At 62.6% G+C, this 14,132-nt stretch carries 2 protein-coding genes; both read right to left on the bottom strand.

Going from position 1 to position 14,132, the window contains the following annotated elements:
- Window positions 1-62 precede the first annotated feature (62 nt).
- Complete coding sequence (locus ACIOWA_RS02180) at window positions 63-878, bottom strand: alpha/beta fold hydrolase (RefSeq protein WP_339431239.1); 816 nt, start codon at window positions 876-878, stop codon at window positions 63-65.
- 121 nt (window positions 879-999) lie between these two features.
- Window positions 1,000-13,998 (bottom strand): non-ribosomal peptide synthetase, encoded by a 12,999-nt coding sequence (locus ACIOWA_RS02175; protein WP_401157931.1) that lies wholly within the window; start codon window positions 13,996-13,998, stop codon window positions 1,000-1,002.
- Between the last annotated feature and the right edge of the window lie 134 nt (window positions 13,999-14,132).

Below are 14,132 nucleotides of genomic sequence, written 5' to 3'. Positions count from 1 at the left end.
CCCACAGTGGAATGCCATCCTTCTGTGGGCGCGGGCTCGCTCGCGAAGAACGATGACGCGGTCTAACCGTTGCGCTCACTCAGGAAGTTGAACAGCACTTGAGTCACAAACGCCGGATTCTCCAGATTGGAGATATGCCCCGCCTCTGGCACCAGTACCCACGGGCAACCGATCAGCTCTGCCATTTCCTGCGCTTCCGACGGTGGCCGTGGTTTGTCCTGATCGCCGCACAGCACCAGTGTGGTCGCTGCATTCAGCTCACCCAAACGCGGCAACAGGTCATCACGACCAAAGGTGATGCGCCCCATCGGCACGATGCTTTCGCGTAGCCGGTCAGCGGTGTAAGCCGCGAGTTTTGCGCGAAAACCCTGATACAACGCCGACTGCGGATCAATGCCCGGCCGGAAGAAGATCGGCACGACGATGTCGAGCAACTGTTCAGAGATTTCCCCGGTTTCTTCGATCTGTTTAAACAGCGAGAAGTAGTACTGACGGGTGGGTTCGGGTTCCACGCCAACGTAAGTGTCCATCAGCACCAGCCCCTTGAGCCGCTGCGGTGCCGACAGCGCCAGACGCACGCCCCACATGCCACCCACCGACAGCCCGACCAGCGTGACCTTGTCGATGCCCAGATGATCGAGCAACGCCTGCGCCTGACGGGCAATGTCATCCAGCGACTGAGTGCCATCGGGCAGCCGCCCGGATTCGCCATGGCCCCACAGATCCAGCGCAATCACTCGATAGTGCGGCGATAACGCGGCGATCTGCGGCGCCCACATGGCCTGGTCCCACAAATAGCTGCCGGCCAGCAACACGGCGGGGCCTGTGCCTTGATCAATGTAATGAAGTGCTTGTCCGTCCACCGTGAAAAAGGGCATCGATTCACCTGCGCGGTAAAAAAGTGAACCGGCAGACTGAGCTGCCGGTTCGGGGTCGTCAACCTTGAAAATGTACTCGAATGTGGCGGTTGAAGTGTGTTGAGTTCAATGATGCCGGAGACTACAAACCCTCCAGCTGCGCCATCAGATCATTCAAGCGATCCACCTTCTCCTCGGTGATATCGCTGGCCGCCAGCCCCTCAATGTATTCGGCCAGCGCCTCGACCGTGCTGCACTCGAACATCGCCCGCAGCGGCACGTCGCGTTGCAGGGTTTTCTGCACCCGCGAAGCAATCTGCGTGGCCAGCAAAGAATGCCCGCCCAGCTCGAAGAAGTTGTCGCGCACGCCGACCTTCTCGATCTTCAACACCTCAGCCCAAATACCCGCCAGGGTCTGCTCAAGCTCATTGCGTGGCGCCCGATAATCGCGGCTCTGCAACTGACCGATCTCCAGCGCCGGCAACGCTTTGCGATCCAGTTTGCCGTTGCTGTTGAGCGGCAACTGCGCAAGCCACAACCAGTGCAGCGGCACCATGTACTCCGGCAATTCGCTGCGCAGGCGTTGTTTGATGCGCTCCAGACGTTCGTCGGGGTTGAGCGCGCAATCCGCCGCAACCAGATAGCCGACCAAGTGCTTGCCGTTGACGCCCTCCTGCACCCCGACCGCCGCATCGCGCACTTGCGGTTGTTCGTGCAGACGCGCTTCGATCTCACCCAATTCGATCCGGTAACCGCGAATCTTCACCTGATGATCGACGCGGCCGACGTATTCCAGCACGCCATCGCTACGCCGCCGCGCCAGGTCACCGGTGCGATACAGACGCTCGCCTGGCGCACCGAACGGATTCGGTACAAACACCGGCGCAGTGCGCAGCGGATCGCTGACATAACCGCGCCCGACCCCGGTGCCGGCCACGCACAATTCCCCCACCGCACCCAACGGCACCAGTTCCAGCGCGCCATCAAGCAGATGCAGCACGTTGTTGTCGGTGGGTGTGCCGATCGGCAGATAGCTGCCGCGAGTCGAGGCCATGTCCACACGGTAGAACGCCACGTCATCGGAACATTCCGCCGGGCCGTAAGCGTTGACCAGACCGATCTGCGGGTAACGCTGCAGCCATTGGTGCGCCAGCTCCGGCGGCATCGCCTCGCCGGTCGGTAGCATCCAGCGCAGACCGTCGAGGCTCAGGTGATCCGAGGCCAGCATGCCCTGAATCAGTGACGGCACGCTCTCCAGCACAGTGATGCCCTGCACCTGCACATGCGCCAGCAAACCTTGCGGATCGTGGGCGATGGTGTTCGGCACGATGTCCACTCGCGCCCCGAACAGCGGCGCGGCGAGGAACTGCCAGACGGAAATGTCGAAGCTTTGCGAAGCGGTCTGCGCGATCACGTCGGCCTCGCTCAAATCGAGGTACGGGCGCTTGCTCAACTGGTTGTTGAGCATGCCGCGCTGTTCGACCATCACACCCTTCGGCAAACCGGTGGAGCCCGAGGTGTAGATCACATAAGCGAGGTTGTCCGGGCCACTGTGAATGCCCGGGTTTTCCATCGACGTCGCCAGGGCCTGAACCTCTTCCCAGACCAACAACCGTGGGCGGTTGGCGCAACTGAATTCGTCCAGCAAGACCTGCGCCTGTTCACGGCACGCCTCGCTGCACACCAGCACCGGCGTGCGGCTCAGTTCGATGATCCGTTGCAGACGCTGACTCGGCAGGCCCGGGTCCAGCGGCAGGTAACCGGCACCGGCCTTGAAGCTGCCGATGATCATGCCCAGCAGATCGAGGTTACGTTCGGCCAGCAACGCCACCGGTTGATCCATCTGCACGCCGGCCGCAACCAGTGCATGACCAAGGCGGTTGGCGTTGTGGTTCAGCGCCTCGTAGCTCAATTGCTGATCGAGATAACGGGCGGCGATGCGTTGCGGATGTTGCGCAACCTGCGCTTCGAACAGCGACACGTAGCTGTGCTCCAACGGATAGTCGTGAGCGCTCTGGTTGCAGCCGTGCAGCAGAAAATCTTGTTCTTCGCGACCCAGCAGCGGCAAATCGGCCATGTCACCATGGAAGCCGTCGATCAGCGCCAGCAGCAGTCGCTTGAACTCGCCGAGCATGCGCTCGACCGTCGATTCGTCGAAATAACGCTGGTCATAAGACAGGTGCAGACCGAGGTCATCGCCCGGGTAGCACACCGCCGTCAGCGGGAAGTTGGTGTGGGTGCGGCCCGAATCCGAGGTTGCATTCAGGCTCTGCGCCCGGTCCAGCACCGAGACTTCCACCGGGGCGTTTTCAAACACGAACAGGCTGTCGAACAGCGGCTGGCCTTTGGGCAATTCGCTCTGTTCCTGGATGTTCACCAGCGGCAGATATTCGTACTCGCGCAGTTGCATGTTGCTGTCGAGCAGACCGCTGAGCCACTGGCGCACGCCACAGCGCTGATCGTCCGCCGGCATCTGCACCCGCAGCGCGACACTGTTGATGAACAGGCCAACGGTGCGTTGCATCTGCGGCATGTCCACCGGACGCCCGGCCACGGTGACACCAAACAGCACGTCACGATCACCGCTCAGGCGTCGCAGCACCAGTGCCCACGCCGCTTGGGCGAAGGTGTTGATGGTCAGTTGGTGGGCCTGCGCCAGCTCACGCAGACGTGCACCGTCCTCGACATTGAGGCGGGTGTAACGGTCGCCGACGATCATGCCGCCGCTGTCACCGGCGTGTTCACGCAGGAACGGCCGGTCGCTGGGGATCGGCGTGGTGCGTTCGAACCCTTGCAGATTCTGCTGCCACCACTGCCGCGCCTCGGCCAGGCTCTGGCGTTGCAACCAAGCGATGTAATCGCGATAGCGCGGCGGCACCGACAACTGTGCTTCGCGGCCCTCGCCGAGGGCGGCGTAGATCTCGAAGAAGTCGTTCATCAACAACGAACGGCACCAGGCATCGATAAGGATGTGGTGGTTGCTCATCATGAACCAGTAACGCGCCGCGCCAACCTTGATCAGACGCAGGTGGAACGGTGCCTGATCGAGCAGATCGAAGCCGGCCTCGCGCTCGCTTTTGAGCAGCGCTTGCAGCTTGGGTTCCTGCTCGGTGTCGGCGATGGCGCTCCAGTCCAGATATTCGATCGGCGTGCGCCCCGGGGTGTGGATCACTTGCAGCATGTCTTCGCCGACGTTCCAGCAGAACGACGCACGCAACGCTTCGTGACGGGCGACCACCGCTTGCCAGGCCTGAGCGAAACGCTCGGGGTCGAGTTCGCTGTTGATGCGATAACGATCCTGCATGTAGTACAGACCGGTGCCCGGTTCGAGCAGGGTGTGCAGGAGCATGCCTTCCTGCATTGGGGTCAGCGGATAGATGTCTTCGATGTGCGCGGCCGGCACCGGCAAGGCATCGAGTTGTGCCTGGGTCAGTTTGGCCAGCGGGAAGTCCGACGGCGTCAGGCCGCCGGCCTCGCTTTGCACGCAGTGAGCGATCAGGCTTTGCAGTTCGCCGAGGTAGGCAGCGGCCAGCTCATTGATGGTCTGCGCGTTGTAACGCTCGGCGCTGAAGGTCCAGCGCAGCAGCAGTTCACCGCCATAGACCTGACTGTCGATGCTCAACTCGTTCGGCAGCGGCGCCTGTGGATCATGGGCGGCACCGACCGGCTCGTCCAGCGGACGGAACAGCGCATGACTGCCGAAGCTCTGGTCGAACTGACCGAGGTAATTGAAGGTGACCGGCGCATTCGGTAACGCCGCCATGCTGCGCTGGCAGACGTCATCGGCCAGATAACGCAGCACGCCATAGCCCAGACCTTTGTGCGGCACGGCGCGCAGTTGTTCCTTGATCGCCTTGATCGAAGCGCCCTGCCCGGCAGCCTCTTCGATATTGTGCGGGGTCAGGCGTAATGGATAGGCGCTGGTGAACCAGCCGACGGTGCGGGTCAGGTCGATCTCGTCGAACAGGGTTTCGCGGCCGTGGCCTTCGAGTTGAATCAGCGCCGACGGCTGACCGCTCCAGCGGCACAAGACGCGGGCCAACGCAGTCAGCAGCAGGTCGTTGACCTGAGTGCGATAGGCACGCGGCGCCGCTTGCAGCAGTTGTTGAGTGCGCTCGGCATCGAGTCGCACGCTGACGGTTTGCGCGTGACGATGGTGTTGGTCGCCCTGCGGGTTTTCGCACGGCAGGTCAGCGTTCGGGCCGGTCAGTTGCGACTGCCACCAACTCAATTCTTCACGCAGGGACTCGCTGCCCGCGTAAGCCTGCAAGCGTGCCGCCCAGTCCTTGAAGGCGCTGGTTTTCGCCGGCAGTTTCAGCGACTGCCCGTTGTCGAGTTGGCGATACACGGTTTGCAGATCGTCGAGCAATACCCGCCACGACACACCGTCAACCACCAGGTGATGGATAGCAATAAACAGACGTTGCTGCCCTTGCGGGCCGTCGACCAGCAAAGCGCGCAGCAACGGGCCGTTTTGCAGATCGAGACGGCGCTGGGCATCGGCGAACAGTGCTTCACACTTGTCCATCGACGTGACACGCACCTGCCACAACACGACCGCTTCAGACACGGGCTGATGCGTCGCTTGCCACTCGCCTGCGACTTGGCTGAAACGCAGGCGCAAGGCATCGTGCTGTTCAATCACTGCCCACAGTGCCTGCTCCAGACGATGAGGTTCCAGCCTCACGGTCGGCTCCAGCAACAACGCCTGGTTCCAGTGCTGACGCTCAGGGATGTCCGTGTCGAAAAACCAGTGCTGGATTGGCGTCATTGGCGACTCGCCAACAACCCGACCTTGTTCGGCCGTCACCTGCTGCGTGCGACTGGCCACAGCGGCCAGTGTCTGCACGGTCTGGTGCTGGAACAGATCACGCGGGCTGAAATGAATACCCTGCTGTCGCGCACGACTGACCACTTGAATCGACAGGATCGAGTCGCCGCCGAGTTCGAAGAAGTTGTCGTTGAGACCGACCCGTTCGACGTTGAGCACGTCGCACCAGATCTGTGCCAGGGTCTGCTCCAATTCACTGTTGGGGGCGACGTAGTCCTGACGATTGAGCTCCGGATCCGGCGCCGGCAAGGCGCGGCGGTCGAGTTTGCCATTGGCCGTCAGCGGCATGCTTGCCAGCAGAATCAGGTGCGTCGGCACCATGTAATCCGGCAGTTTTGCCTTCAGATGCGACTTGAGGGCTTCACGCAGTTCGGCCTGTCTGGCTTCGACTTGATCGGCAAGCGCCGTCACCAGATAGGCCACCAATTGCTGACCGCTCGGTGTGTCCAGTGCCAGCACCACCGCTTCACGGATCGCGTCGTGATCGAGCAAGCGCGTTTCGATTTCGCCCAACTCGATACGGAAACCACGGATTTTCACCTGATGGTCGATGCGCCCCAAGTACTCCACCAGACCGTCGGCGCGCTGGCGCACCAGGTCGCCGGTGCGGTACATGCGTGCGCCATCGGTCGCAAACGGATCAGCGACAAAGCGTTCGGCGGTGATGCCCGCACGGTCGTGATAGGCCTGAGCCAGTCCCGCGCCGCCAACGAACAATTCACCCGTCGCGCCTTGCGGCACCAGCGCCAGATCGGCGTCGAGAATGTAAGCGACACGCGCGCCGATCACGCTGCCGATCGGCACGCTGCCGGCGCCTTCTTCCAGCACCTGGGGAGCGAGACTCGCCAGCGGCATGACCACGGTTTCGGTCGGGCCATAAGCGTTGAAGAACAGGCTCGGTTTGAACGCTGCACGAATGCGCTGCAGGTGTTCGCCGGTCAACGCTTCGCCACCGGTGATGATCATACGCACCGGGAGAATGTCGTTTTGCGTCGCCAGCCATTGCGCCAACTGGCTGCCATAGCTGGGGGTAAAGCCAAGAACGTTGATGCGATGACGGCGAATCAGCCCGCAGATTTCTTGCGCATCCCACTGCCCTTGCGCCCGCAGCACAACGTGCGCACCGCTGAGCAACGGCACCAGCAAACGCTCGGTGGCGGCGTCGAAGTTGATCGAATAGAAGTGCAGCTCGCAGTCATCCGCACGCATGCCAAAACGCTCGATCACCGCAAGGCAGTGCATGGCAATTTCACCGTGACTGACCACTACGCCTTTCGGTTTGCCGGTCGAGCCCGAGGTGTAAATCAGGTACGCCTGATGTTGCGGCAGGCTAATGAAGGGCAGCTCGGTGGCCGGGTAATCGGCCAGTGCGGCGCGATCATCCTCCAGGCACCAGCGCGCCACGCTCGACGGCAATGAGCCCAGGGCTTTGAACAGGGCGCGGTCACTGAGCAGCAGCCCGATGCGGCTGTCTTCGATCATGTAATGCAGACGATCGAGCGGGTATTCCGGGTCCAGCGGCACATAAGCGCCGCCGGCCTTGAGGATCGCCAGCAGGCCGATGACCATTTCCAGCGAACGCTCCAGCGCCAGACCAACCCGCACTTGCGGCCCGACGCCGCGCTCACGCAGCGCCCAGGCCAGACGATTGGCGCGGGCATCGAGTTCGCTGTAGCTCAGGGTCTGTCCGGCGAAAGTCAGGGCCGGTGCGTCTTTTCGCGCCAAAGCCTTTTCGGCGAACAGGTGATGGATGCACTGATCAAGGCGATGCTCGCCCGGTTCCACGCCGAGGCTGTCGAGCAATCGCTGGCGTTCAGGTTGATCGAGTAGCGGCAGTTCGCTGAGGCGTTGTTGCGGATCGGCGATCAGTGCTTCGAGCAGGTTGCACCAATGTCTGGCCATGCGTGCGATGGTCGGCTCATCGAACAAATCCGTGCTGTAGGTCAGGCAGCAACCGAGGCGATGGTCCAGGTCGGTGACTTCCAGATTGAGGTCGAACTTGGTCGCCCGTGCATCGTTGGCCAGGTACTCGACAGTCATGCCGGCGAGCGTGCGGCTCTGTTGGAACTCCCAGCGCTGCACGTTGCACATCACCTGGAACAGCGGGTTGTACGCGGCGCTGCGCGGTGGCTGCAAGGCCTCGACCAGATGATCGAACGGCAGGTCCTGATGCGACTGGCCTTCGATCACCGTATGGCGAACCTGGTCGAACAACTCGCCGACCGACATCTGCCCGTCGAGCTGGCACCGCAGCACCTGCGTGTTGAGGAACGCACCGATCAGCCCTTCGCTTTCCGGACGAATACGGTTGGCAACCGGCGCGCCGATGCGCAGATCGGTCTGGCCGCTGTAGCGGTAGAGCAGCGTGGCGAGGGCGGCGGTCATGGTCATGAACAGGGTCAGACCGTTTTGCGCATTGAACGCCCGAACCCGTGCGGCGAGACCGTCGCTCAGATCGAAGCGAAACAGTTCACCCTGATGGCTTTGCACTGGCGGGCGCGGACGGTCGCCCGGCAATTCCAGCAGCGGGTGTTCGCGGCCCAATTGCGCCGTCCAGTAGTCGAGCTGGCGCTGACGCTCGCCGGACTCCAGCCAGTCGCGCTGCCAGACGCTGTAGTCGAGGTATTGCACCGGCAGCGGCTCGAGCGGCGAATCGCGGTCATCGACGAACGCCTCGTACAACGCGCTGAGTTCGCGGGCAAAGATGTCCATCGCCCAGCCTTCGGTGACAATGTGGTGCAGGGTCAGGACGAAGTAATGTTCCTGATCGGCAGTCTTGACCAGGCAGGCGCGCAGCAACGGACCGGTTTCCAGGTCGAACGGCAGGTGCGCCTCTGCGTCGGCCAGTAGCTGGACGTTTTGCTCACGCACCTCAGCGGCGAGTTGGGAGAAATCCTTCCAGCCCATGCGTACACCGGTTTGGGCATGCACTTGCTGACGGGCCACGCCGTCGACGCTGGGGAACGTGGTGCGCAGGGTTTCGTGGCGCAGGATCAGCGCCTGCAATGCCGCCTCGAAATGCTCGACATGCAACACGCCCCGCAGGCGAGCCATGCCGCCGACGTTGTACGCCGGGCTGTCCGGTTCCATTTGCCAGAGGAACCACATGCGTTGCTGTGAGTAGGACAGCGGCACCGACTGACGGCGATCAACTTCAGCAATCGGCGGTTGTCGGTTGGTGCGGCCACTGACCTGGATCAGGCGAATCTGCTCGGCGAAGTCGCCGAGTTCGCTGTGTTCGAACAAGGCGCGCAACGGCAGTTCGACGTCGCAGGCCTGACGAGTACGCGAGATGATTTGCGTGGCCAGCAACGAGTGGCCGCCGAGGGCGAAGAAATCGTCGCGCAGACCGATTTTCGCCAGACAGAGCACTTCGCGCCAAATGCCGGCGATCTGTTGCTCAAGCGCAGAGACCGGTTCGACGTGTTCGCGCACTTGCCATTGCGGCGCTGGCAAGGCGCGGCGATCGAGTTTGCCGCTTGGGCTCAGGGGCATTTCGTCCAGTCGCATCAGTTGTGCCGGAACCATGTATTGCGGCAGTTCGGCGGCCAATGCGGTTTTCAGGCGAATGATCTGCGCGTCCTGATTTTCGCGGCCATCAAGGGCCGTGAAATAGCCAATCAGTTGCGCACCGGCGGCGGTCTCGCGCACCTGCACCACGGCTTGGGCAACGCCGTCCTGAGCGAGCAGACGCGCTTCGATTTCTTCCGGTTCTACGCGAAAACCGCGCAGTTTGACCTGCTGATCGAGACGGCCGAGGTATTCGATCACTCCATCCGACGTCCAGCGAGCGCGGTCGCCAGTGCGGTACAGCCGCGCGCCCTGCTCGCCCAATGGATCGGCCACGAAACGTTCGGCGGTCAGTGCCGGGCGGGCGAGATAACCACGGGCCAGACCGCTACCGCTGATGCACAGTTCACCGGGTACACCGGCCGGTACTGGATTGAGATCGGCGTCGAGCACACGGCAGACCACATTGCCCAGCGGTCGGCCAATCGGCGAGCGCTCGCCATCGGCGCGGGTGCAATGCCAATGGGTGACGTTGATCGCGGTTTCGGTCGGGCCATAACGGTTGTGCAGTTGCACCGCCGGCCATTGCGCGAGCACGCGGTTGCGCAGCTCCGCCGGCAAGGCTTCACCGCCAGAGAAGACCCGGCGCAGGCTGGTGCACTCGGCGCTGAGTGGCTCGTCGATAAACAACGCCAGCAGCGGCGGCACGAAGTGCAGCGTGGTCACGCCGTACTGCTGGACCAGTTGGGCGATGCGATGCGGATCGCGGTGCTCGCCGGGGCCGGCGATCAGCAAACGGGCACCGGTGATCAGCGGCCAGAAGCACTCCCACACCGACACGTCGAAACTGATCGGCGCTTTGTGCATCAGCACGTCGGTTTCGTTGAGGCGATAGCTGTTCTGCATCCACTGCAAACGTTCAGCGAGCGCCGCGTGGGTGTTGCCGACGCCTTTGGGTTGGCCGGTGGAACCGGAGGTGTAAATCACGTAGGCAAGGTTGTCGCCGTGCAGGCACAGACCCGGTGCCTGGCTTGGCCAGTTTTCCAAATGCAGCGCGTCCATGGCGATGACGCTGACACCCTCGCTGGCCGGCAAGCGGTCGAGCAGTGCGGTCTGGGTCAGCAGCAGTTCAACGCCGCTGTCGCTGAGCATGTAGGCCAAACGATCGGCCGGATAATCCGGGTCCAGCGGCACGTAGGCGCCGCCTGCCTTGATGATCGCCAGCAGGCCGATCAACAGTTGCGGCGAACGCTCGGCGGCGATGGCCACGCAGACATCCGGGCCAACGCCTTTATCGCGCAGGTAATGCGCAAGGCGGTTGGCTTGTGTGTGCAATTCGGCGAAGTCGAGGCTGCCGCCGTCCCAGACCAGTGCGCTGCGCTCGGGGGTCTGGCGTGCCTGTTCATTGAGCAGTTCCGGCAGCCATTGTTGCGCCGCAGTACACGGCGCAATGCTCCACTGTTGCTGTTGATCGTGCTCGGCGGCAGCCAACAGTTGCAGGTCGCCGATGGCTTGTTGCGGACGTTCACAGACCTCACGCAACACGTTGCTGAAATGCTCGGCCAGACGCTCGATGGTCGCGGCGTCAAACAGCTCATTGGCGTAGTCGAAGGACAGGGTCAGGCGCCCGTTGCGGTCTTCTTCGCTGTGCAGTTGCAGGTCGAACTTGGCTTCGCGGCTGTGCCACGGCAGTTCCTCGGCGAGCAGACCCGGCAGACGTTTGAGCGCACTCAGATCGCGTTGCTGGTGGTTGAACATGACCTGGAACAGGCCTTGCTCACGGGCCTGCGGGAAGGCTTCGAGCAGTTGTTCGAACGGCAGATCCTGATGGGCCTGGGCACCGAGTACGGCGTGGCGGGTCTGGGCCAGCAATTGGACAAACGACGAGCGCGAATCGACTTCCGCGCGCAGCACTTGGGTGTTGATGAAGAAGCCAATCAGACCCTGGGTTTCCAGGCGCGGACGGTTGGCATTGGGCACGCCGATGCGAATATCACGCTGGCCGCTGTAGCGGTGCAACAGACTCTGGAAGGCCGAGAGCAGCAGCATGAACGGCGTCGCTTCGTGCGCCTGCGCGGTGTTGCGGATCGCTTCGCTGAGGCTGACGCTCAGACGCACCGTGTGTCGTGCGGCGCTATGAAGTTGCTGAGCCGAGCGCGGATGATCGGTGGCCAGTGCCAAGGTCGGATGCTCATCGCCCAACTGCGCTTTCCAGTACGCCAGTTGCCGCTCGCCCTCGCCTTGCGCCAGCCATTGACGCTGCCAACTGCCGTAGTCGGCGTACTGAGTAGGCAACGACGCGAGACGGGCGGTAGCACCTTGGGAGGCGGCGGCATACAGGCGCGAGAACTCATCGATCAGCACGTTCAGCGACCAGCCATCAGCGATGATGTGATGCATCGTCACCAGCAGTTGGTGGTCTTCGTCATCGAGACGAATCAGCTTCACCCACAGCAACGGACCTTTTTGCAGATCAAAGGGAGTGCGCGCTTCGTCCTCGCGGATTTGTTGCGCACGGGTTTCACGCGCATGCAATGGCAGATCGCTGATGTCGATCCGTTGCAGGTTGAATTGAGCCGTCGCATCGACTTGCTGCAGGGCCACGCCGTCACGTTCGAAGAAGCGCGTGCGCAGGGATTCGTGGCGTTCGATCAGTTGCTCAAAGCTGCGGCGCAAGGCGTCTTCGTCCAGCTCACCGCGCAAACGCAAGGCACCGGGAATGGTGTAAGCGCTGCTTTGCGGGTCCAGTTGCCAGGTGATCCACAAACGATTTTGTGCCAGCGATTGCGCCATCGGCTCAGTGCGCGGCACAACGGCGATTGCGCCCTGAGCGTGGCCGCCATCTTCTTGCTGTTGCGCCACGGCGGCGGCAAAAGCAGACAGGGTCGGCGCTTCAAACAGCAGGCGCAGGTTCAGTTCCAGGCCGAGTGCTTCGCGAACACGGGCGATCACTTGGGTGGCGGCGATGGAGTTACCGCCGAGCAGGAAGAAGTGATCGTCGTTGTTGACCTGTTTGACGTTCAATTGCTCGGCCCAGATGTTGCCGATCAGGGCTTGCAGGTCAGTGGTTGGCACGGCCGGGTCGGTGCTGGAGGCAGCAGCCGAAGGGAACAGCGCGTAGCTGTCGAGGCTGCCATCGGCCAGGCGAAGGCGGCAGGCTGAGCGCTGAAGTTTGCCGCTGGACGTCTTCGGCAACGCGCCCGGATTGAGCAGCACCACCACGCTCGGTGCTTGCTGACAAGCCTCGGCCACCGCTTGGCGAATCGCGTTGATCAGCGCTTCGGGCGCCAGGATTTTCTGCACGCTGCGGCTGATTTCTGCGGCAATGCCGATGCCCTCTTCGCCATCCTGGCTGATCGCAAACGCGGCCACGCGCCCCTTGCGCACCACTTCCACTTCGCGCTCGACGATTTGCTCAATGTCCTGCGGATACAGGTTGTGACCGCGCACGATCAGCATGTCTTTCAAACGACCGGTGATGAACAGCTCACCGTCGCGGCTGAAACCCAGGTCACCCGTGCGCAGCCAGGTGCGACCGGCGTGCTGAACGAAGGTCTTGGCACTGGCCTCGGGGTTGCGCCAATAGCCCTGAGCAATGCTCGGGCCGGCCGCCCAGACTTCACCGACGGCGTTATCGGCAAGTGCTTCAAGACGGGCGGGGTCGACGATCAGCACCGCATGTTCCGGCTGACTGATGCCACAACTCATGATCGGGCTGCCGTCACCCGGCTCGGCGCGGTTTTGTGCCAGCGCCTGGTCGTCCACGCGCAGTGCAGCAATGCCCGTGCCGCGCGGTGTGCCGGCGACAAACAGTGTGGCTTCGGCCAGGCCGTACGAGGCCATGAAACTGTCTTCACTGAAACCGCACACGGTGAACTTTTCGGCGAAACGTTGCAGGGTGTCGAGGCGGATCGGCTCGGAGCCGGAATACGCCACACGCCAGCGGCTCAGGTCGAGACGCTCAAGCGCCGATTCGCTGACCCGTTCGCTGCACAAGCGGTAAGCGAAATCCGGCCCGCCGCTGATGGTGCCGCCGTATTGGCTGATCGCTTCAAGCCAGCGCAACGGCCGGCCGAGGAAGTACGCCGGCGACATCAGGATGCACGGCACACCACTGAAAATCGGCTGGAGCAAACCGCCAATCAGCCCCATGTCGTGGTACAGCGGCAGCCAACTGACGATCACGTCGTCGGGGTTCACGTCGATACCAAAACCGTGGCGGATCAGCAATTCGTTGGCCACCAGATTGCCGTGGCTGACTTGCACGCCTTTGGGCAACGCGGTGGAGCCGGAGGTGTATTGCAGGAAGGCGATGTGATCCGGCGACAGGGTCGGTTCAACCCAACGCTCGGCCAGAGCGTTGTCGAGGGTGTCGACGCACAGCAACGGCGGCGCCCCTTCGATCTGCTGCAAGGCGTCACGCAGATCTGCACTGGTCAGCAACAGACGCGGTTCGGCGTCGGCGATGATCGACAGCAATCGCGCCTGATGGTGACGACGGGCAGACTCCGGTGGATAGGCCGGTACCGCGATCACCCCCGCGTACAGACAACCAAAGAACGCCGCGACGTAATCCGGGCCGCTGGGAAACAGCAGCACCGCACGATCACCGAACCCGGCTTCGGCCTGCAACGCGCCAGCAATGCTGCGTGCACGCTGATCGAGTTCGCGATAACTGAGCACCACAGCCTGCTCTTCGTTTTCGGCGAGAAAACGCAAGGCCAGTCGATCCGGCGTCAGGGCCGCGCGGCGCTGGAGGGCGTGGACCAGGGTGCTGGGGAGTTCGAACGCGTCGGTCATTGGGTGTCCTGCCTGAATTCGGCTTGCTAGTGGAATCGGGTTGCTGCGTCACGCCCTTCGAGGGCATGCAGGGCGCGGTCTACGCCGACCACGCAAGGCATGGGAATACTGTCTGGCCGGGGTGGTGACCCCAC

It is taken from the genome of Pseudomonas sp. NPDC087614 (assembly GCF_044743485.1).
GTDB lineage: Bacteria > Pseudomonadota > Gammaproteobacteria > Pseudomonadales > Pseudomonadaceae > Aquipseudomonas > Aquipseudomonas baetica_A.
This window is presented reverse-complemented; position numbering and strand designations above follow the sequence as displayed.

Bases quoted from the DNA above. Each gene is read 5' to 3' on its own strand.
- ACIOWA_RS02175 (WP_401157931.1), bottom strand. From the start codon at position 13,998: ATGACCGACGCGTTCGAACTCCCCAGCACCCTGGTCCACGCCCTCCAG.
- ACIOWA_RS02180 (WP_339431239.1), bottom strand. From the start codon at position 878: ATGCCCTTTTTCACGGTGGACGGACAAGCACTTCATTACATTGATCAA.